Annotated in this window: 21 protein-coding genes and 5 pseudogenes; 9 read left to right on the top strand and 17 right to left on the bottom strand. The window is 56.6% G+C overall.

Features of this window, described 5'->3' with window-relative positions; all coding sequences use genetic code 11:
• Positions 1-10: 10 nt before the first annotated feature.
• Positions 11-247 carry a hypothetical protein gene (locus AC6I6U_RS17110; RefSeq protein ID WP_497877224.1) on the top strand — a complete coding sequence of 79 codons (237 nt, stop codon included), beginning with the start codon at positions 11-13 and terminating at the stop codon, positions 245-247.
• A 105-nt stretch (positions 248-352) separates the two neighbouring features.
• Here AC6I6U_RS17110 and AC6I6U_RS17105 read toward each other — a convergent pair whose 3' ends face one another.
• On the bottom strand, positions 353-3,259 hold the full coding sequence (locus tag AC6I6U_RS17105) for a sensor domain-containing phosphodiesterase (RefSeq protein WP_497877223.1): 2,907 nt from the start codon (positions 3,257-3,259) through the stop codon (positions 353-355).
• 488 nt (positions 3,260-3,747) lie between these two features.
• Here AC6I6U_RS17105 and AC6I6U_RS17100 point away from each other — a divergent pair, with 488 nt between their 5' ends.
• Both AC6I6U_RS17100 and AC6I6U_RS17095 read left to right on the top strand, forming a co-directional pair.
• The gene (locus AC6I6U_RS17100) at positions 3,748-5,949 is read left to right on the top strand and encodes an OsmC domain/YcaO domain-containing protein (protein ID WP_497877222.1); all 2,202 of its coding nucleotides are present in this window, start codon (positions 3,748-3,750) and stop codon (positions 5,947-5,949) included.
• A 57-nt stretch (positions 5,950-6,006) separates the two neighbouring features.
• Positions 6,007-6,504, top strand: coding sequence for a GNAT family N-acetyltransferase (locus AC6I6U_RS17095; protein WP_497877221.1), 498 nt, complete (start codon positions 6,007-6,009; stop codon positions 6,502-6,504).
• Positions 6,505-6,511: 7 nt separating this feature from the next.
• On the opposite strand, the gene mobH is transcribed toward AC6I6U_RS17095, so the two are convergent.
• Positions 6,512-7,714 (bottom strand): MobH family relaxase, encoded by a 1,203-nt coding sequence (gene mobH, locus AC6I6U_RS17090; RefSeq protein WP_497877220.1) that lies wholly within the window; start codon positions 7,712-7,714, stop codon positions 6,512-6,514.
• Between the two features lie 173 nt (positions 7,715-7,887).
• Positions 7,888-8,223, bottom strand: a complete 336-nt coding sequence (locus tag AC6I6U_RS17085) for an ArsR/SmtB family transcription factor (protein ID WP_497883048.1) — start codon at positions 8,221-8,223, stop codon at positions 7,888-7,890.
• Positions 8,224-8,283: 60 nt separating this feature from the next.
• Here AC6I6U_RS17085 and AC6I6U_RS17080 point away from each other — a divergent pair, with 60 nt between their 5' ends.
• The 4 genes from AC6I6U_RS17080 (at position 8,284) to AC6I6U_RS17065 (ending at position 11,104) form a co-directional block, all read left to right on the top strand.
• On the top strand, positions 8,284-9,375 hold the full coding sequence (locus AC6I6U_RS17080; protein ID WP_497877219.1) for an NADH:flavin oxidoreductase/NADH oxidase: 1,092 nt from the start codon (positions 8,284-8,286) through the stop codon (positions 9,373-9,375).
• A gap of 236 nt (positions 9,376-9,611) precedes the next feature.
• Complete coding sequence (locus AC6I6U_RS17075; RefSeq protein WP_497877218.1) at positions 9,612-9,857, top strand: hypothetical protein; 246 nt, start codon at positions 9,612-9,614, stop codon at positions 9,855-9,857.
• 33 nt (positions 9,858-9,890) lie between these two features.
• Positions 9,891-10,466, top strand: a complete 576-nt coding sequence (locus AC6I6U_RS17070; protein WP_497877217.1) for a DUF4291 domain-containing protein — start codon at positions 9,891-9,893, stop codon at positions 10,464-10,466.
• 50 nt (positions 10,467-10,516) lie between these two features.
• Complete coding sequence (locus AC6I6U_RS17065) at positions 10,517-11,104, top strand: hypothetical protein (protein ID WP_497877216.1); 588 nt, start codon at positions 10,517-10,519, stop codon at positions 11,102-11,104.
• Positions 11,105-11,185: 81 nt separating this feature from the next.
• Here the strand turns inward: AC6I6U_RS17065 and AC6I6U_RS17060 are convergent, their stop codons facing one another.
• Positions 11,186-11,551: a VOC family protein gene (locus AC6I6U_RS17060; protein WP_497877215.1), complete on the bottom strand. Its 366-nt coding sequence runs from the start codon at positions 11,549-11,551 to the stop codon at positions 11,186-11,188.
• Positions 11,552-11,737: 186 nt separating this feature from the next.
• Entirely contained in the window at positions 11,738-12,286 is a 549-nt protein-coding gene (locus tag AC6I6U_RS17055; RefSeq protein ID WP_497877214.1) for a hypothetical protein, read from the bottom strand.
• A 600-nt stretch (positions 12,287-12,886) separates the two neighbouring features.
• Here AC6I6U_RS17055 and AC6I6U_RS17050 point away from each other — a divergent pair.
• Positions 12,887-13,743 (top strand): IS5 family transposase gene (locus tag AC6I6U_RS17050; RefSeq protein WP_497877213.1). Its coding sequence is split into 2 segments (ribosomal slippage): positions 12,887-13,241 and positions 13,241-13,743, totalling 858 coding nucleotides; the frame shifts between segments, so codons are not numbered across the junction.
• 56 nt (positions 13,744-13,799) lie between these two features.
• On the opposite strand, the gene AC6I6U_RS17045 is transcribed toward AC6I6U_RS17050, so the two are convergent.
• The 3 genes and pseudogenes from AC6I6U_RS17045 to AC6I6U_RS17035 all read right to left on the bottom strand — a co-directional run.
• Complete coding sequence (locus AC6I6U_RS17045; protein ID WP_497877212.1) at positions 13,800-14,243, bottom strand: hypothetical protein; 444 nt, start codon at positions 14,241-14,243, stop codon at positions 13,800-13,802.
• Positions 14,244-14,251: 8 nt separating this feature from the next.
• A complete protein-coding gene (locus tag AC6I6U_RS17040) occupies positions 14,252-14,545 on the bottom strand; it encodes a hypothetical protein (protein ID WP_497877211.1) in 294 nt (97 codons plus the stop codon).
• 72 nt (positions 14,546-14,617) lie between these two features.
• Positions 14,618-14,710, bottom strand: a pseudogene (locus tag AC6I6U_RS17035) (hypothetical protein); the annotation flags it as partial.
• Positions 14,711-14,788: 78 nt separating this feature from the next.
• Between AC6I6U_RS17035 and AC6I6U_RS17030 the strand changes: the two are divergent.
• A pseudogene (locus AC6I6U_RS17030) lies at positions 14,789-15,742 on the top strand (IS256 family transposase); the annotation flags it as partial.
• Positions 15,743-16,135: 393 nt separating this feature from the next.
• On the opposite strand, the gene AC6I6U_RS17025 reads toward AC6I6U_RS17030, so the two are convergent.
• The 9 genes and pseudogenes from AC6I6U_RS17025 to AC6I6U_RS16985 form a co-directional block, all read right to left on the bottom strand.
• The gene (locus AC6I6U_RS17025; RefSeq protein WP_497877210.1) at positions 16,136-16,735 is read right to left on the bottom strand and encodes a hypothetical protein; all 600 of its coding nucleotides are present in this window, start codon (positions 16,733-16,735) and stop codon (positions 16,136-16,138) included.
• A 3-nt stretch (positions 16,736-16,738) separates the two neighbouring features.
• Complete coding sequence (locus AC6I6U_RS17020; RefSeq protein ID WP_497877209.1) at positions 16,739-17,341, bottom strand: hypothetical protein; 603 nt, start codon at positions 17,339-17,341, stop codon at positions 16,739-16,741.
• 280 nt (positions 17,342-17,621) lie between these two features.
• Positions 17,622-17,923, bottom strand: a pseudogene (locus tag AC6I6U_RS17015) (integrase core domain-containing protein); the annotation flags it as partial.
• A 63-nt stretch (positions 17,924-17,986) separates the two neighbouring features.
• Positions 17,987-18,388, bottom strand: a complete 402-nt coding sequence (locus AC6I6U_RS17010) for a hypothetical protein (RefSeq protein WP_497877208.1) — start codon at positions 18,386-18,388, stop codon at positions 17,987-17,989.
• Positions 18,388-18,666 (bottom strand): DUF8616 domain-containing protein, encoded by a 279-nt coding sequence (locus AC6I6U_RS17005; RefSeq protein WP_497877207.1) that lies wholly within the window; start codon positions 18,664-18,666, stop codon positions 18,388-18,390. The genes AC6I6U_RS17010 and AC6I6U_RS17005 overlap by 1 nt, the downstream gene beginning before the upstream one ends.
• A gap of 29 nt (positions 18,667-18,695) precedes the next feature.
• On the bottom strand, positions 18,696-19,397 hold the full coding sequence (locus tag AC6I6U_RS17000) for a transposase (RefSeq protein WP_497877206.1): 702 nt from the start codon (positions 19,395-19,397) through the stop codon (positions 18,696-18,698).
• A gap of 242 nt (positions 19,398-19,639) precedes the next feature.
• Positions 19,640-19,855, bottom strand: a pseudogene (locus AC6I6U_RS16995) (transposase); the annotation flags it as partial.
• A 141-nt stretch (positions 19,856-19,996) separates the two neighbouring features.
• On the bottom strand, positions 19,997-20,338 hold the full coding sequence (locus AC6I6U_RS16990; protein WP_497877205.1) for a hypothetical protein: 342 nt from the start codon (positions 20,336-20,338) through the stop codon (positions 19,997-19,999).
• Between the two features lie 112 nt (positions 20,339-20,450).
• A pseudogene (locus AC6I6U_RS16985) lies at positions 20,451-20,837 on the bottom strand (transposase); the annotation flags it as partial.
• Between the last annotated feature and the right edge of the window lie 26 nt (positions 20,838-20,863).

The following is a 20,863-nucleotide window of genomic DNA, read 5'->3' as shown; positions in this document are numbered from 1 at the left end:
CCGGATAGGCATGATCCACACAGATGGCCATATCCGACAACGAAAAATTCGCGCATCTTGCCCATCGGCAGTTCTGGTCGCTTTCCCCACCATGAAACCTGACGAAAAACGCTCTTTTGTATGGCAAGTCATCAAAAGACGACCAATCGTCAGGATGTGCGACCTTTATGGCAAAGTCGGCCCTATCGTCTACATCCAGTTGCCAACTGGTTTGGCATTGATTGCAGCGATACAGGCGAAGCCCTGAGCGTTGTGCGATTAACGTGAACTCCCTGCAAAACGCTTCTTCTGATTCACCATAACTGACGCAGTTGTCGAGCCCTGGGCAGCGACAAGACATAGATATTCTCCATTACAAAATCCACGATCGAGTATTCCCCACGCGCGCCCTCAGGGCCTCCAACCCCATCGGCTTGGCAAAGTAATAGCCCTGCGCCTGCCCCGCCCCCATCTCGCGCAGCAGCTCCAGCGTCTGCTGGTCCTCAACGCCCTCCGCCACCACGCTCAAATCCAGCGACTCGGCCATCCGCACGATGGCCCGGACGATTGCCCGACTGCGCGTGCTGCTGGTCAGTTCGAAGATGAACGACTTGTCGATCTTAAGCCCGCTGAAACGGTACTGGTGCACATAGCTCAGCGACGAGAACCCCGCCCCAAAGTCATCGAGCACCACCGACATGCCATTGTCGGCCAGCCGCTGCATGGTCTGCCGGGCAATCGCCGGCTCCGCCACCAGCGCCCCCTCGGTCAGCTCCAGGCAGATCCGTGAGGGCGAGACACCATGATGCGCCAGCAGCGCCAGCACATCACCGGCAAAGTCCGGACGCGTCATGCTGTAGCTGGAGCAGTTGACGTGCACCGCCGGCCAATGGGCGTGCTCAGGTTGGGCAAGAATCGCGGCGACGCTGCCGAGCATGTACAGGTCCAGCCGACCGATCAGGCGCAGGCCCTCGAAGTCTGGCAGGAACTCGCCCGGTGCAACCACCCTACCTCCCGGTTGATGCCAGCGGATCAACGCTTCCAGGGCCAGCAGCTCGCCGGTTTCGACGCTGACGATTGGCTGGAAATACGGCAGCAGTTCATCAGTGCGCTTGAGCGCGTTGCGCAACGCCCCTTCCCGCTCGACCTGGTCCGACACCTCGCGACGCAACTCCTGGTTGAACACCGCGTAGCTGTCACGCCCGGCGCTCTTGACCCGGTACATCGCCGCATCGGCATCACGCAGCAGGTCGGCCGGCTCATGGTGGAACTGGCCATCGGCACTGACGATACCGATGCTGCAGGAAGAGAAGACTTCATGGCCGTTGATGAAGAACGGCAGGTCGAACGCCAGCAGGATTCGCTCGGCGATGTCGGTCACCACGTCCAGTGCGGCATCGGGAACGAGTACCGAGAACTCGTCGCCGCCCAGGCGCGCCAGCAGGTCGGTTTCCCGCAGGCAGCCACGCAGGCGCTGGGCGGCCTGCATCAGCAGCAGGTCGCCAAAGTGATGGCCGAGGCTGTCGTTGACCATCTTGAAGCGGTCGAGGTCGATGAACATCACCGCCAGGTGCCCGCCTTCGCTGTCGAAGCGCGACCAGGCCAGGTTGAGGCGCTGCTGCAAGTAGGTGCGGTTGGGTAATCCGGTCAGCGCATCGTGGGTGTTTTCGTGCTGCAGCTTGGCATTCGCGTGGTCGAGCTCGCGGGTACGGCTCTGTACACGAGCCTCGAGCATGAGGTTGGCCGCGTGGATCGCTTCGGCCGCGGTACGGCGCGACAGGGCGGTGTCGATGTGCCGTGAGACGAAGGTCAGCAACTCCTGGTCGCGCTGGGTGTAGCGCACCTCTGCGGTATAGCTTTGTACCGCCAGCACGCCGCGCACCGTATCGCCATCGAACATCGGGATGCCCAGCCAGGAATGCGAGCGGACGTTGTCCTGGGGGGCGTCGATCTCGCCGATCGAGGTCAGGCGATCCACCTCGCTGACGTCGAACAGACAGGCGCGACGCTGGCGGATCACGTATTCGGTGAGGCCGCGAGAGCCGCGACGAGGGGCCGGACGGGTGGTCTGGCGTTCGTCGACGTAATAGGGAAAGGTTACTTCTGCAGTGGCGTCGTCGAACAGCGCGATGTAGAAGTTCTCGGCGAACAGCAGCTCGCCGACGATGCCGTGCAGGGTCTGGAACAACTCGGCCATGTCGCCGGGCCGACTGGACAGCTCGGCAATCTGGAACAGTACGCTCTGCAGGTGCTCGGCGCGCTCGCGGTCCAGCACTTCCTGGCGCAGGGCGTCGTTGAGCGCCGACAGTTCCAGCGTGCGGCGCAGTACCGTTTCCTCCAGGTCCGCGCGGTGCAACATGCGGTCCAGTGCCATGGCGACGTGACGGACCACCACCAGGAATAGCGCACGGTCTTCGGCGCTGTAGACACGGGACACATCGTAGACCTGCATAGCCAGCATGCCGAACACTTCGTCCGAGGCGTTTTTCAGCGGTGCGCCCATCCAGAATTCGGGGCGGTCGCCCACGCAATAGAAGCGCTGCTCGGCCTGGGCCGCGAGAATGCCGGCGGAGTCGATCAGCAGCGGCTGGCCGCTGGTCAGCACCTGGCCGGTGAGGGACAGGTGGTCGAGATCGAGATATTCGTAGTTCTCGGACTGCAAGGCCTGGGTGTCGATGATGTCGACGTAGTACGGGTAATCGATCTTGCCCGTGACCGGGTCGTACAGTGCCAGGTAGAAGTTCTCGGCGTCGATCAGGCTGGCCAGCAGCCGGTGAATGCCCAACAGGAACACCGAGCGTTCGCGGGTAGAACTGGCCAGGTAGATGATTTCATAGAGCACGCGCTGGGTGATCTGCGCCCGTGCCAGGGCATCGGCCTGAACCTGGACGCCCAGGCGCCGCGCGAACTCGGCGAGTGCCGGCTGGGTGGCCTGCTCGACCGGTGCGAGCAGCCAGCCCAACACGCTTTCGCCGCGGCCGGTGGGCCAGCGGTACAGTCGTCGAGCCCGGCAAAAGCTTTCGAAGTCCTCATCCGAGACAATGGCCGGCCACTGCACTTGCGGGTCGCCCTGCCCGACCAGGTGCAGCTCTTCGCCGATGCGGTAGACCGCCCAGGCCCGGGTGTGGACCCAGTTGCACGCAGCCTCCAGCAATTGCTCGATCGTGTCCTCGTCCCCCGCGTTGAACGCGGCGATTTCCGAGGTTCCTTCCTGTTGATCTGCGACAACATCGCAGCCGTTCGATTGCCGAGAGGAGTCGGTCAATGGACGAAAACTCATCAGCGCTCCCAGAGCCAAAACTGGCAATACTCAGTGACTGGCTGCGGGCAATCCCCTCGCAGGTCAGTCTTGTCGCGTTCTTTTAATCGTTTATTGGTTGGGTGCCAGCCATAGCGCCTTAATGCCATACTGACAGCATCCAGGCGTATTGAGAATGGGCTGTTGCAGGAGTTTTCCGAACGGTAAATTCGACTTCATGGAACGGCTCGATCCTTTGCCACAGTGATGGATGGCCGCCGTGGGCGATTCGAGGCGATGCTGATGTTGTCATTCGACCAGGAAGGGCTGGTGACGCTCATGGGGCGAGATAGCCAGTGGTTTCCTATGGGGATGTAGGGAATAGCTCGGCGTTAGCGCACCTTTGTGGGCGAAGCCGTCCGGACGCTCAACGGTATAAAGAACCCGGTCTCGTCCGCTATCGCTTCCTTCCCGCCGAAAAGCCCGGATAATAGCGACCATTCGTATTTTCGCTCTTCTGGTAATCCCGCATGGAAATCAAGGTCAATTTTCTCGACAACCTCCGACTCGAAGCCAAGTTCGATGACTTCACGGTGGTGGCCGATCAACCCATCCGCTACAAGGGCGATGGCTCGGCACCGAGTCCCTTCGACTATTTCCTGGCCTCGTCGGCCCTGTGTGCGGCCTACTTCGTCAAGGTGTACTGCGAAACCCGCAATATCCCTACCGACAATATTCGCCTGTCGCAGAACAACATCGTCGACCCCGAGAACCGCTACAACCAGATCTTCAAGATCCAGGTCGAGCTGCCCGCCGACATCTCCGACAAGGACCGCCAAGGTATCCTGCGCTCCATCGATCGCTGCACGGTAAAGAAGGTCGTGCAGACCGGCCCGGAATTCGTCATCGAGGAAGTGGAAAACCTGGACGCCGATGCCCAGGCCCTGCTGATGCCCAATTCGGACTCGCAGGCGAGCACCTACATCCCCGGCAAGGACCTGCCGCTGGAACAGACCATCGCCAACATGTCCTCGATCCTCTCGGGCCTGGGCATGAAGATCGAGATCGCGTCGTGGCGCAACATCGTGCCGAACGTCTGGTCGCTGCATATCCGCGATGCGCAGTCGCCGATGTGCTTCACCAACGGCAAGGGCTCGACCAAGGAAAGCGCGCTGGCCTCGGCCCTCGGCGAGTTCATCGAGCGCCTGAACTGCAACTTCTTCTACAACGATCAGTTCTGGGGTGAAGAGATCGCCAACGCGGAGTTCGTGCATTACCCGGACGAGCGCTGGTTCCAACCCGGCCGCAAGGATGCCCTGCCCAAGGAAATCCTCGACGAGCATTGCCTGGCGATCTACAACCCGGATGGCGAACTGCGCGGCTCGCACCTGTACGACACCAACTCCGGCAACACCGAGCGTGGCATCTGCTCGCTGCCGTTCGTACGCCAGTCGGATGGCGAGGTGGTGTATTTCCCGTCCAACCTGATCGAGAACCTGTTCCTCAGCAACGGCATGAGCGCCGGCAACACCCTGGCCGAAGCGCAGGTGCAGTGCCTGTCGGAAATCTTCGAGCGCGCGGTGAAACGCGAAATCCTCGAAGGCGAAATCGCCCTGCCGGACGTGCCGCAGGAGGTGCTGGCGAAGTACCCGGGCATCCTCGCCGGTATTCAGGGCCTGGAGGAACAGGGCTTCCCGGTGCTGGTGAAGGACGCCTCGCTCGGCGGCGAATTCCCGGTGATGTGCGTGACCCTGATGAACCCGCGCACCGGTGGCGTGTTCGCCTCGTTCGGCGCCCACCCGAGCTTCGAGGTGGCACTGGAGCGCAGCCTGACCGAACTGCTGCAAGGCCGCAGCTTCGAGGGCCTGAACGACCTGCCGCAACCGACTTTCGAAAGCCAGGCGCTGATGGAGCCGAACAACTTCGTCGAGCACTTCATCGACTCCAGCGGCGTGGTGTCGTGGCGTTTCTTCAGCGCCAAGGCCGACTACGCATTCGTCGAGTGGGATTTCTCCGGCCAGGGCGAAGACTCCAACGCCGAGGAAGCCGCCGCATTGTTCGGTATCCTCGAAGGCCTGGAGAAGGAAGTCTACATGGCGGTGTACGAGCACCTCGGTGCCTCCGCCTGCCGTATCCTGGTACCGGGCTACTCGGAAATCTACCCGGTGGATGACCTGATCTGGGACAACACCAACAAGGCGCTGTTCTTCCGTGAAGACATCCTCAACCTGCACCGCCTGGACGAGGAAGGCCTGGAAGCACTGGTCGGCCTGCTGGAAGAAAGCGAACTGGACGACTACACCGACATCACCACGCTGATCGGTATAGAGTTCGACGAAAACACCGCCTGGGGCCAGTTGACCATTCTCGAACTGAAACTGCTGATCCACCTGGCGCTGAAGAACTTCGAGGAAGCCAAGGAGCTGGTCGAAACCTTCCTGCAGTACAACGACAACACCGTCGAACGTGGGCTGTTCTACCAGGCCCTGAACGTGGTGCTGGAAGTGGAGCTGGACAACGAACTGGACATGGCCGACTACGAAACCAACTTCCGCCGCATGTTCGGCAACTCGCGCATGGACGCGGTGCTGGGCTCGGTGGACGGCAGCGTGCGCTTCTTCGGCCTGACGCCAACCAGCATGAAGCTGGAAGGCCTCGATCGCCACCAGCGCCTGATCGACAGCTACAAGAAACTGCATGCGGCGCGGGCCAAGATGGTCGCCTCCCGTTAAGCCCCTCCCGGCAAGGAAGCGCCCCGCGCGTTTCCTTGCCATTGGATACTGAGACTGATGCCCGACTGGTCAATCCAAACCGTTACGCGCGAGTCCATGAACGAGGTGATCGGCTTCGTCAACGACGCCCGCCGCGAACTCTTCCCGATGCTTGCCGACACGCCAATGCCGGCGGACCTGGCCCGTTTCGCCGAAACCTACCTGGGAGGCGAAGGCCGCTTTCTGATCGCCCGCGATCAGGGTCGACTGGTTGCCGCCATCGGTTATGTGCCCTACGACCACCGTTTCCGGCAATTGGATTATCGGGCTGTCCGGGTCGTCGAAGTGGTGCGTCTGTTCGTCTTGCCGGAATATCGGCGGCATGGCCTGGCCGCAACGCTGTTCGCCGCATTGCGGGAAAAGGCGACGCAGGCGGATATCCAGTGTCTCTACCTGCACACCCACCCCTTTCTGCCAGGAGCGATCGCCTTCTGGGAGCGGCAGGGTTTTGCCATCGTGGACATCGAAGCCGATCCGCTCTGGCGAACCACGCACATGCAGCTGATGCTGGACTGACTCCGCCTCACTGCTTCAACTGCAAGGAGGGATTATCCGCCGGTGTCTCGGCGAAGATCAGCAGAGGGTCCTTGAACAAGTAGCCTTTGATGCTACGCGTCTTGCGCAACTCCTGAAGCTCGCAGGTCCAGATGTTCAGGCCCGTGCTGCCCCTGCGGTGCACCCGCAGCTTTTCGAAGCAACGCTGGACCCCACGCCAATCGTCCGTACCCTGCGACTTGGCGGCCTCGGGATGTTCCTGGACATAACGGTGGAAGATGCCCGGAGAAACCATGAAGGCCGTGCCGGCCACGCTGTGGACCTTTGCGGCCGAAGTATTGGTCACGATCCTGCCGGTGAGGAGGCCCTCACGCAGCCAACGAATGAACGCCTGCCCCTGGACCCTGCAGCGCGCCTCGTCGTCTTCCTCGACACCTGTGATTTCAACGACCGGAAGTGGCGCCGGTGCCACCTGGGCTGGCGACTGCTGGCACGTTTTCGCCGAACTGCCGTCCTGCCCATTGGCAATCGATGCCTGACGGGCCTGGGTGACCAGCTCGCCCAGCGCGCCAGCCTCTTCATCATGCCCCGCAAGGACGTTGACCAGGGCATTCCAAAGCTGGGGATAGCCACTCAACCACCGGAGTGTCGAATGAGACACCAATTGGGTGAACAGCATGCCTGCCGCCGCGTGGAGCGTCTCGGAGCGCTCATTGAGGTAGCGGAAACGATAGGGCCTGTCGGGTGGGCCCATCCAGGGCTGCCATGTCGAGCCATTGGACAGCTGCACATTCACTTCAACGATGAGCTTGCCAATATCACGCAACAACGCCGCATAGGCCGTCGCGACACTCCAGGCCTCCGCCTGGGCGCCCTGCACTTCTGCGCTCGTCCCGACCGGCAGCAGCCGTGACTGTCGCAATTTCAACGCATAAACCGTGGTATTCAGGCAGTGGTCGAGCAGGCCACCGGGATAGGCATGGTGATCGTGCTGCGAAGCGGGGAACTGCTGGGCCACTTCGGCACAGCGCTCGATGGGTTTGAGATAGAGCACATCGAACTGTTCGCGCGAGAGTGAAACGAGCTGCCAGATCTGCCCGAGCAGCGCTTGTCGACACGGTGTCGAAAGGAGTTCGGCGGCCGATTGCGGGCTGAAGTACCCGACGACAGGCTCCCCCTCATGAGAACCAGAACCTGCAGCATTTCTTTTCAGCAACCGGCGCCAAAACATCGAAGTGTCATCCGTATCCGTGGAAAGACCTTTCGAATTCTCGTGCAGCTTTTCGATGAACCCAGCCGCCCGTGAATCCTCGTTTTCTACGCGGATTTATGAACCGGAACAGGGCTGGCGACCATGGAAAAACAGGTTTGCAGCGTGCGTGTTTTCAACCGCAGGAGCGCCGGTCAACGCTGGGAAAGAATGCAGCCAAGCAACCCGGGGAATCGCACATCGAGCATTTGCGAACGCAACGAGTTCATATGGGTGGTGCCGACGTTGCGGGTATGCACCAGCCCCGCATCGCGCAGCACGCGAAAATGATGGGACATGCTGGACTTCGGCCGGCCGCCGTCCAACTCGCCGCAGGTCGCTTCGGCAACACCTGCCAGGCAGCGAACTATTTCCATGCGCACAGGGTCACTCAAGGCGTAGAGCACGCGTTCGAGCATGAGGTCTTCGGGAGCCGGGTGTTTGAATTCTCGCATGCGGCCAATGATAACAAGACTTCCCTTTATTGCCATAGTTCGATTACCATCGAACAAACGAATCAAACTCACCCCATCGTTTCCGGGAGATTTTCCATGTCGGCACTGTTCGAACCCTACAAGCTCAAGGACGTCAGCCTGCGCAATCGCATCGCCATTCCGCCGATGTGCCAGTACATGGCCAACGACGGCCTGATCAACGACTGGCACCAGGTCCACTACGCCGGCCTGGCACGTGGCGGTGCCAGCCTGGTGGTGGTCGAGGCCACCGCGGTTGCTCCGGAAGGCCGCATCACGCCCGGCTGCGCGGGCATCTGGAATGACGAGCAGGCCCAGGCCTTCGTGCCCGTGGTCAAGGCCATCAAGGCCGCAGGTTCGGTACCGGGCATCCAGATCGCCCACGCCGGTCGCAAGGCCAGCGCCAACCGCCCGTGGGAAGGCGACGACCACATTGCCGAGTCCGACGCCCGTGGCTGGCAGACCATCGCCCCGTCCGCCCTGCCCTTCGGCGCGCACCTGCCGAAAACGCCCAAGGCCATGACCCTGGAAGACATCGCCCGGGTCAAGCAGAACTTCGTCGACGCCGCCCGCCGCGCCCGCGATGCCGGCTTCGAGTGGATCGAACTGCACTTCGCCCACGGCTACCTCGGCCAAAGCTTCTTCTCCGAGCACTCCAACCAGCGCACCGATGCCTATGGCGGCAGCTTCGAAAACCGCAGCCGTTTCCTGCTGGAAACCCTCGCCGCCGTGCGTGAAGTCTGGCCGGAAAACCTGCCGCTCACCGCGCGTTTCGGCGTGCTGGAATATGACGGGCGCGACGAGCAGACCCTCACCGAGTCAATCGAACTCGCCCGCCAGTTCAAGGCCGGCGGCCTGGACCTGCTGAGCGTCAGCGTCGGCTTCACCATTCCCGATGCCAACATCCCATGGGGCCCGGCGTTCATGGGCCCGATCGCCGAGCGCGTGCGCCGCGAAGCCGACCTGCCGGTGACCTCGGCCTGGGGCTTCGGCACGCCGCAACTGTCGGAAGGCGCACTGAAGGCCGGGCATCTGGACCTGGTCTCGGTCGGCCGCGCACACCTGGCCGACCCGCATTGGCCATACTTCGCGGCCAAGGAGCTGGGCGTCGACAAGGCCGCCTGGACCCTGCCGGCACCTTACGCGCATTGGCTGGAGCGTTATCGTTAAGCTGAAGTAGCGTTGAACCGGGAAGGCACCGATAGTTCGGTGCCTTTTTTGTTACTACCCAACCGCCCCTCCGAAAAGGCGACAGGTTCTGGGCGCCAATAAACCGGAATCGGCCGCTTTCACTAGCAAAACGCTATCACATACCTTAGGCTCCGCTTCGCGAAAGCCATGCGCCAGGGGGCCGACATAGACTGCCTGGGCGTGCAGCCCCCCCGTTCTGTCCAAAGAGCAATGGAATGTCCAGCAATATCGGTAACGAATACCTCCAGGCCGTACTGACCGGCCTGCGCTTCATATGCCTGATGGTGATCTCAGCCTGGCTTGCCGGCAAGGTGCAGGGACTGTTTCACAACCACAACACCTTCGTGTTCATCGGTTTGTTGATGGCGATCTGGTTTGTTCTCAACGAACTGCTGGAACGGGCCAGCAAGAAACGCCGCTGCGCATCATCCGAAAAGACCGCACACACTCGGGAACACTGATTCCCTCATAGTAATCAATCACAGGAATATCATTTGCCTACACCCCCGCTTCGCCAGATTCGCGCGCAGTACGACGACCGGACCATTCGCGTCTACCAGGCCTATTCGGACTCGATCGCCGAGGCCGCCCTTGCTCATGGGACGTTCGTCTCGCCGCCGTTCAAGATGGAACGGATGACCTGGATAAAGCCCTCCTTCCTCTGGATGATGTACCGCGCCGGCTGGGGCCTGAAGGACGCCGGCCAGACGCGCATCCTCGCGATAGACATCACTCACGAAGGCTTCGCCTGGGCCCTGGAACACAGCTGCCCGAGCCACCCCGACGAATCGATGAGCCAGGAACAATGGCTGGCCCTGAAGGAAAGCTCGCCAGTGCGCATCCAGTGGGACCCGGAGCGTGACCTGCACCTGCAACCGCAGCCCCACCGCGCGATCCAGATCGGCCTCGGCAAACAAGCCGTCAGTCTCTACGTCAATGAGTGGATACAGAACATCACCGACGTGACCCCGCTGGCTCGCCATATTCATGGGCTGGTATCCGAGAACCGGCTTGCGGAGGCGCAGCAGGCGCTGCCAGTCGAACTCGAATACAGGCGCGCCCAAGACTGAACGACACCCTTTCATCAACGGACGAATGCTTTAAAGGATATTCATCAATAATGAACAGAACCAAGCTGCTCACCCTGGCCCTCATTCTGGCCCTGCCAGCCTGTCACTCCAACGTCAGGGACTCCTCGCCCACCTTCATCAAGGATGGTGTCCAATTGGGCCAGAACAAGGTCACCGTCGATGCCCAGCACGCCAAGGTCATCATGAAATCCGCGGGCAACTTCGTCCCCGTGGAGTTTTCGATCCGCCGCTCGGCAGACCCCGACCAGCGCACGGAAGTGCTGGGCAAAGTGGCGTATACCGGCCGCGGCCAGGTATTCGGCTGGATCGCCAAGCTCAATGAGACCAGTCACAGCGCACTGCTCAAACACTTCCCGCAATTGGAAATACAGGCCGACCCCGATCAGTTGCTCGAGGTATGGGGTGATGCCCACGGCGCGGGAGGCGGTGCCATCTACACCTGTGGCCCGATCAGCACCCGCTTTACGCCACAGCGCAGCAAAGTCTACCTGGTTGAGTTCCAGTCCATCGAGCAGCGCTGTGAGCTGCATGTCTATGACGTGACGCAACCGAAGGAGCGTATTCCGGTGGAGAGCAATTCTTCGACAGGAGAGATTTTGACGCTGCCTAAACAATGATGAGATAGGAGGTTGAGGCCTACCTGACTGCCGGCAGCTTTTATAGGATGGATTTCGTTCTTTACCTGCGACAGACAATCACTAGTCGAACTGCATGACCTGGAAAACATTACCTTCTGGGTCGATACCATCGTACATAGAATAGGCAAATCCAACGTAGCGTTTGAGTTCGCGTACGGTAACGCCGGCACCAGCAAGCGCGTTACGATGCGCCTCCAGATCGCAGGAAATGGTAAACACGATTTTCGTGTTGGAATTGGCTTCAGCTCCCGGTGAGCGCACCCGAAACGCAGCGCCAACGCGATGCAACGCCAACTCCATCCCACCAGCATCGAAAACGACCCATTCGTTTTCGATTTCCTCGGTGACGGTGTAGAGGTCAAAATGTCGCTGGTAGAACACCTTGAGCAGTGCTACGTCGTGAACGTAAATAATCAGCCGAGTCATTCGGAGTGTCATGGTGTGTTCCCCAATTTCAAAATCATCAGAACCTGACGACTCAACCTTGGAGTCTGTCACAGCCAGAAACAGGCAACCCTAGAGCATGGGGTTACACACCAGCAGCAGATCACAGCGAAACAGCCATTTCCAGGAAAACTCGGTGATGAGCATCATCAACAGGAATCACCTAACTCAGGACTCAGTACGCTGTTGTTCCCAGGTAAGCACCGTATAAAGCAGGCCGGCTATCGAACCTATCGACGCGAAACCGGCGAGACCGAGCCAGAACACCGCGGGTAGCGCAATCGTAGATCTTTCTACAAGAGTCGCTCCGATAAACATCAGCCACATCAACACACCGCTGCCCGCCCCGCCAACCACATAACGCCAGGGCGTGGCCAAGAATCGCTCCACCAGCCACAGCACCGGCCAACAGACCAACATGCTGAGCAGTGCCCCGATCACGAAAAACAGAACGAATATCGACAGGACTGACTCCTGAGCAGAAAAAAGATACACACAAGCCGCGCCTCCCAGCATCAATCCTCCCGCCAGAGGAACCGCCATGACCGAGCGCAAGCTACGCCTTCCCGGCGAGCCAGTCCGACCGTTCAAGCGCTCCACCCAAGGAAGAACCAAGCTATGCCAGCCCCCCAACGCGACGCCACCGAGCACTGCCGACGTTAGTAGCTGCAGAGAGAAACCACCGAAAAAGAGATAAAGCAGCAGGCTTTGGGCCATTCCACTTGCCAGGGGACGCACCCTGGACTCTGGCCAGCGGCGGTCTCCCAGCAACAGCAAGGGAATGCCCAGGACAAGGAGCTGACGAATCCGAATAGTGCCCGGGGAAACAGCGACTCGGCGGATAGCCTGCTACCTTCCGACAGCACCAGCGCGGCAACGAGTGCACCGCCGACCAGCACAGCAAACAGACGTAGCTCAAGGTTGAATTTCACTTGTTGCGTGCAGGTAGAGGTCACGGCTTCCTGCCTTTGAAAATCGAAAAATTCTATCCTGCCGCATCAGGCTTTGGCATTAGCTTTCCAGTCATTTTCTAAGGCTTGCAGAATGGAGGATAAACCACCTCTCGATTTCATAAAAATCGTGGCGACCCCTCCATTGTCCAAGAACATTTATCATGTTTGTTGAAAGCTAGACACTGCGTCAGGCAATGACACACCTCGATTCAAGGTGTTGTTACGACCGGTTGAATCCGCCCGGTACTGCTCAGGAATGTCCCCGCTCCTAGGCTCTGTCTGAAATCCCAAGAAACTGAAATGTGGCCCCGGAACAGCCTGGGCTCTGTACAGTCGCCGACCATCTACGGAAAGGAATTCTGTGATGGCAAAGCGTTATGAACTCTCGGATGAAGCGTGGGCGGTGGTCGCCGATCTCTTTACGGCCGCTCACGTCAGGGGCCGGCCCCGCAGCAGTGATCGCTTGATGCTCGACGGTGTGCTCTGGGTACTTTGTTCAGGAGCAGCCTGGCGAGATATGCCCGAGCGTTTCGGGTCTTGGGCGACGGTCTATCACCGCTTCCGAGTCTGGCGAAACCGCGGAACATTCGATCAGATGCTCAGACGATTGCACCTCAGACTTAATGACAAAGGCTTGATCGACCCCCACACCTGGATGATCGATTCGACCGCGGTTAGAGCAACCCGTGCTTCATCTGGAGCGCGGAAAAAAGGGGGGCTGACGAGCCTACCGATCACGCTCTAGGCCGCAGTCGTGGCGGCCTGACAACCAAAATCCACATGCTCTGCGACGCCAACGGGATACCGTTGCGCTTTCTCCTCTCTGGCGGTCAAGCCAGTGACATCAGCTACGCACAACCACTGTTGGATGAAGTCAGCATTCCATCGAGCCAACGTGGCCGCCCGCGCAAGCGCTGTAAATGGCTGCTTGCCGATAAGGGCTACGACGCCGAAACGCTACGCCGCTACTGCGACCAATATCGAATGCAACCCGTCATCCCACTGCGTTCGATGAAGCGCAAGCCCAAGCCTGGCTTACCCAGACTGTTCGACCGGCCCAAATACCGACAGCGCAACATCATCGAACGCATGTTTGGCTGGCTGAAAGAGAGCCGCCGAATCGTCACGCGCTTCGACAAGCTCGCAAAAAGTTATGCAGCGATGGTCTCGCTGGCTTGTGTCTTGCGGTGTATGCGACGGCTTTTTTCAGACAGAGCCTAGATTAGCAAACGGTTTGAAAAATAAACCCCTACAAAAACACGAACCCGCCTAAATTATCAAGCCATGAATTTTATCTCATTACCTTCCAGATAATAAAGTCCCTCAAGCTCACCGGATATCACAGGAAAATCTAAAATCAGTTCCGACTCATATGAAATAGGCAAGCAAAGCTTCAACACATCGACACTTTTCGGATAATCGTCCCAGGACGGCTTAATCATACCATTCCAGAAAGAAACACAAACACCATCATCCATGAACAGCACAGGCTTCAAATATTGCACAGAGCCATCCCCATCCCAGTACAAATAACCTTTATACACCTCCCCACTCGAACCATAAAAGTCTGTACGAACAATAACCTGAGCTTCAAAACAATCCTCCCCCTCTAACAGAGGTCGAACTGTTAATTCATCCTCTACAGAATCATCCATAGGAAAAAACCATACACCCGACCGGGAAATATCAGCAATAGTCAGATCATACACTTGCTTATCCATCAACCCACCTACTTAATCAAATGCTTTATTGATTCGTACAGCTCTGGACGACCAACGTCACCATAGGCCTTCTGCAACCCTGTACTTATCTGGTCAGCAGTATAGCTGGCCCGCTTACCACCCACCACAGGAGGCAAGTAGACACTAATAGCTTTATGCATTGCATCGGGATTTAACTTCCCCGTATGAGAATACTGCGTAATTAGCGTAGCTGGATGATCAAGCATATCCGTAGTCGTATAACCAAGCATCTTCCCTAAATACTGAGGCAATATATGATGCGCCTGAAATCCCTTATTCATACCTTTGAGATCACTATACGTAGGGCTTACAACTGGCAGAGGTTTTCCGTCAATACCGCACGGACCGCTATTATGAACCCACGTCTTCAGATTTCCGACATAAAACGTATGACCGATATCGACTGTCAGGTTGAAAGTTTTCCCAACGGACTGAAAAAGCTCCAGCGATTCAACCTTGACTGAAACGTTCTCACCTGCTCCATCGTGTAACGACTGAAGAAGATCCCCCGGCTTTAGATCAGTAGCTATTTTCCGGGCTTCCTGGAGCCGAGACGCACCGCCGAGAAAGCCATGGCAGCCGTCATCCAGGAGGCCTACATCCAGGGCGTATCGACGCGCTCGGTTGATGAACTGGTCAAGGCCATGGGCATGACCGGTATCTCGAAAAGCCAGGTATCACGACTGGCTGGCGAGATCGACGAGCGCGTTCATGCCTTCCTCGATCGTCCGCTGGAAGGCGATTGGCCCTATCTCTGGATCGACGCGACCTACGTCAAAGTGCGGGAGGCCGGGCGTATCGTCTCGGTCGCCGTCATAATCGCCGTGGCCGTGAACACCAATGGTGGCCGTGAAATCCTGGGCATGCGGGTTGGCCCATCAGAGGCCGAGCCGTTCTGGACGGACTTCCTGCGCTGCCTGATGCGGCGTGGGCTACGCGGCGTAAAGCTGGTGATTTCCGACGCTCACGAAGGCCTCAAGGCCGCCGTTTCCAAGGTTTTCCATGCCACCTGGCAGCGCTGCCGCGTGCACTTCATGCGCAACGCCATGGCCCATGTCGGCAAGGGGCAGCGCACCATGGTGGCGGCGCTGCTGCGCACGGTCTTCGCTCAGGACAGCCGCCAGGAATGCCACCAGCAATGGCGCCTAGTGGCTGACCAGTTACGTGAGAAATACCCAAAGATCGCGGCGCTGATGGATGGCTGCGAGGACGAAGTGCTGGCGCACATGGCGTTTCCCAAAGCGCACCGGCAGCAATTGCACAGTACCAACCCGCTGGAACGGTTGAATGCAGAGATCAAGCGCCGCACTGAAGTCGTTGGCATTTTCCCCAACGATCCGGCCATTACCCGACTGGTTGGCGCGATGCTGCTGGAACAGAACGACGAATGGTGCCTGCAACGGCGCTACATGCAGTTGGAGGCTTTCGAAGCGGTCAGCGATAATCCGCAGGCCAAGCGGTCGGCCGTGATCAACTAAACGGCAAACTCAGTGGCCAAGGCCACGATGAGTTACACCACTTCCTGGGACACGATCATCAGTTTGAGTTGAAAGACACACCCTGCAGTTAAAAACAGCGGGGCGAGGTAGCTTTTGACCGTGACTCGAGATCGGCTAATGGGCGTCCCCGCTTCCGGAGGATACCCATGACACCCTCGACCCGGGACTGCAGAATGCCCTCCGGATCAAGATCCGTCGCACCCACAGCATAGTCAACCTGCTCCGGAACGCTTTCGAGTAACTCGTATGTCATGGGGTCCATGCCAGGCACCTACTTTTTCGCCACTGGAGCAATATATGATGAAGGAAAAACGATGGCCGGATCTATTTTCATATTATCCGAACCAGAAAACAAACCCTATCCAACTCCCCTTACTCACCGGGATACATGCTCAAGAAACGCTCATCCAAATGCTGACCTTCGAAAAACCTATCCTTCTCAAAATCCACATCAGGCGCCACAACAAAAAGCTTTCTAAGCGGAGCAGGAAAATCATCAATACTGGCGTACACGGTAGGAACTAGATATCTAAAATAGTCACCAGCTTGACTTTCCCCGTCATACCCAACAGGACAATCATCTACCCCCCTATCAGCGTCCACCGCATGAAACACAAAATATCCACGAGAAGAAGGAAAAGAACACTCACTAGTACTCAGATGACTACACCGAAGAACAGTGCTCTCAACCTCACGCCTAGATGACTTTCTATAAGTAGCCTTCGAATAATAATCGAGAATTGTGAGCCCATTTTTGTCTTCAGGAATATCAGGAAACTCTGCTGACTCGCCCCAAAGATACTCACCTAGACGATCAAGACTGCTTTCAAGATCGACATCTCTCGACAAGACTCTTGGAAGAGGGCCATAACAGTTATTCACCATAACAGCTACTCTACGATACTTGTCCACTGCAAACCAGGTGATAATACCACCAAACTCCGGAATCCAGCCTTCACCTAGCTCATTCACCGATCACTCTCCCGACCATGTGGCCTTACAGTTTGGACAAGCCCCAATAACAGTTTCCGAAACCTCTTTTTTTCCACCATAAACATCTCTAGGCCGATAAGCGGGCGTGAATTTTATATTTTCAGGACGCACGCCTTGCCTGATCAGCTTATCCGCAGCAAACACCTCAGCGCAACCACCTGCTATATTCTTACAAAAACTTGTCTTCTCTCCAATACTAACACCAAGCTTACTTTCCACATAATTCACCGTCCGTGGATCCAGCATTTCTGCGGTGACTTTTGGATTATTACCAGCCACTGCAATCAACCCTGTATCTGGATCATAGGCACCAACCATGGTAGCTATTTTAGTAGCTTGGTTCAGCGAAGAAAACGAATTAATTTCCCGATACACCGCCACTTCAGCTTTAAAAGCAAGCTCCGCACTAGTAGCTTGCTGAGCACCAGGAAAAGCAAGCCCTGCGACCCCCAGAGAACCTAGCAGGATATTTCCTGCAGAGTTCCCATAATCCCCTTTCATCCCTTGGTCAAAACCGTACCCGGCCTGCGCGGCGCCATTCGCCGCAGCAACCAGCCGAATGGTTGCACCTAAAGACCCAGACATGACGTACAACGCCGGCGTACCTATATTGGCAAGCCCCTGTTGCTCATTATACTGACTCAGAGTGCCTAGAGCCTCACGATAGATGCGCTCATCATTTGTCTGTCCCCGCAACCAGAAGGGGTTATAGGCAGAGTGCCATACTTGGATTCTTGCTCAGCTCGATACACCTGAAGATAGGCATTCAGCTCCCTTATATCTGCAGGTGACATAGAGTCACGATCACTAATCCACTTAGCTAGCAAATTCTCACTACGATGATCCGCCCCCTCAAGTGTAGTGGTCAACAATTCCCGGACACAGAATTGAGTTTTTCTTCCGCAACCGCCGGCGGTACGAAACCGTTGTGCTGATGCGGCCTCGTCCAGTTGTACCGCTGCATGAGGTAGCGGCCGATGTCCTGCTCAGCCAACGCTGTCGTCTGTAACCCACCGTCGGCACCCACTCCGTTTTCAAACTACGAAATAGCCGCTCCATGGGTGCGTTGTCGTAACAATTCCCTCGTCGGCTCATGCTTTGGCTCATCCGATAACGCCATAGCCGCTGGCGGAAACTACGGCTGCCATATTGGCTACCCTGATCGCTATCGGGAAAACGGGGACCGGGAAAACGGGGACGGAAAACGGGGACGGATTTATTTTCCCATATTTACTTACTTTCATTCGCGCCCGCTTCTCCATTCCTACCTGCCCAAATAAAATCCGGCTCAATACTACATTTCAATCCAGCATCAACAAGATCGTCAAAAATTTTTAAAATATCTATTGCCCTCCCACAAAACGCAAGAAACTCACCCTGGCGAAGCCCTTCCCTAGATTCTAAAAAATTACAACCAGACGCCTTAGAAACAGCCATCACATGATTTTTATTCTTATAATCACCAAAACAAAAAACCTCATAATCCTTATCATCGAATTTGATCCCAGGTATATCCGTTGCAACCAAAGACCAACCGCACGCCAAACACTTCATACCACCAGTACTACCTTCCTTGAAGGCAACCAGCTCACCACCACATCGCTCACACATCATCAAAGAAGAACTTATCATCACGGTTTACCTGGATAGAAAACTTTGAAACCACCTTGATTAGATAGATCAGGAAGATTCGGATTAAGAGGAGACCTAGGGGCAACCACCATTTTGCCATCACCATAAGCCCATACCAAATTAGTTGGCGCCTTAACCGAAACCCCCATCTTATTCGCAAGATTCTGGGCAAATCCTGCATCACAAGCCCCCGTATCACAGGATAGCAAGCGTATAGGCTGTCCATTATAAGACGGATTATTCTCAATCAGCCGAGAAACAAGGCGCTGATCTGCCATGATAGTTCGGCGGAAAAACGGGGACGGATTTATTTTCCTGACTCTCGCCTCGGCCGGCCCGGACCCCGCCTCTCTATCCGTAAACCAATAATCCTTTCTACCTCGTCTACGAAACGATCCGTCCCTGTCAACTGATTTCTTTGCAAAGCATCGCGGATCAGATTGATTTCGTCAGTTGAAACAGCTTGTCGTACAAATGCCTCGTAACGCTGACCTCGTTCTTTCGCAGTATCACCCAAAGCAGCAAAGCAAGGTTCAACATCCAGCAAACGGTCATTTTCTGCCCCATTCATCCGAGCTTGATAGCTCGACCATGGATAATCTACCGGGTCAGCGACCATGCGAGCACGCACAGGATTCAACTCGATGTAGCGACAACACGCCAGTACATAAGCATCCGATTGCACGACACTGGACTTGTATCGGCTTTCCCACAAGGTGCCCGAACGACCCTCCAGCCGATTGCGATAACGTGTCGTCCGTGCTGCCAGAGCCTTCATCAACTGCCCCAACCCTGCGACTGCTTCACCGGGGGCCAGCAAAAGATGAACATGATTGGTCATCAGGCAATAGGCGTAGACCTTCACGCCGAATGCTTCCTTGAGCTCCCGCAGATTCGCGAGATAACGCTGATAATCTTCCGCACCCGCAAACACTATCTGACGGTTATGACCGCGTTGTACTACATGGTGCGGGTAGTTTGGTAAAACAATACGTCCCATCCTGGGCATACCTGAAGCCTCCTTCCGTTGAAGCTTTCAGAGTAGCAAAGGGGTCAGAAAATAAATCCGTCCCCGTTTCTGCGTCCCCGTTTCTGCTAGCGCTGTTGCGTGACTTCGGGACGGGTGTAGTCGACGACGGAGCTGTTGACCAGGTTTTGTGTTGCATTGATGGCAACACTTCCACCCGCCTAGATCACGGCAGAAAATAAATCCGTCCCCGTTTCTCACTCCGCCCGTTTCTCCCGTTTCTCGGCGACCGCATCACCGGGGGCCAGCAAAAGATGAACAGGATTGGTCATCAGACAATAGGCGTAGACCTTCACGCCGAATGCTTCCTTGAGCTCCCGCAGATTCGCGAGATAACGCCGATAATCTTCCGCACTCGCAAACACTATCTGACGGTTATGACCGCGTTGTACTACATGGTGCGGGTAGTTTGGTAAAATAATACGCCCCATCCTGGGCATACCTGAAGCCTCCTTCCGTTGAAGCTTTCAGAGTAGCAAAGGGGTCAGAAAATAAATCCGTCCCCGTTTCTGGTCCGTCCCCGTTTCTGCGTCCCCGTTTCTGAGACCGGCTAACGGGGGCCTGTTCGCTCTTCGGCAACATCATGAGATAAACGACAGAGCTCTCAAATCAAACTCAAATTCTTCCATCTCTTCGACAGGCAAGTCCTCCAACCAATTCGCCAAATTTATTTCAGAAATCATCCTGACAGCTTCTTTTCTATGATATTCAACCTCTTCAATAAAGCCAAAAATCAACAAAACACAACAGGCAACTTCAAGCATCAACTTTTCAATATCATGCTCATAGCTTGATTCAAGCTCACCATAAACCCAAGCACTGACCTGTTGAACCGTCCACCCCGCCCCCCCGTAATCCCTGCATCCTCTCCAATAATAGAGAAGCAACACATTCTTTATTTCAAAATAGGTCGATCTCTCCATATTACTTAACTCCTGCTGCCACCGAAAAACGGGGACGGATTTATTTCCAAAAACGGGGACGGATTTATTTCCCTCAACGGTTCAAAAAATAAATCCGTCCCCGTTTCTGCTCAGCACGCACAGGATTCAGCTCAATGTAGCGACAACACGCCAGTAGATAAGCATCCGATTGCACGACACTGGACTTGTATCGGCTTTCCCACAAGGTGCCCGAACGACCCTCCAGCCGATTTCGATAGCGTGTCGTCCGTGCTGCCAGAGCCTTCATCAACTGACCCAACCCTGCGACTGCTTCACCGGGGGCCAGCAAAAGATGAACATGATTGGTCATCAGGCAATAGGCATAAACCTTCACGCCGAATGCTTCCTTGAGCTCACGCAGATTCGCGAGATAACACTGATGATCTTCCGCACCCGCAAACACTATTTGACGATTATGACCGCACTGTAATACATGGTGCGGATAGTTTGGTAAGACAAAACATCCCATCCTGGGCATATCTGAAGCCTCCTTCCGTTGAAGCC

This window comes from Pseudomonas sp. UTLPPB19802 (assembly GCF_059730225.1).
The sequence above is the reverse complement of the archived record's forward strand: the minus strand, read 5'-3'. Positions and strand labels throughout refer to the sequence as shown.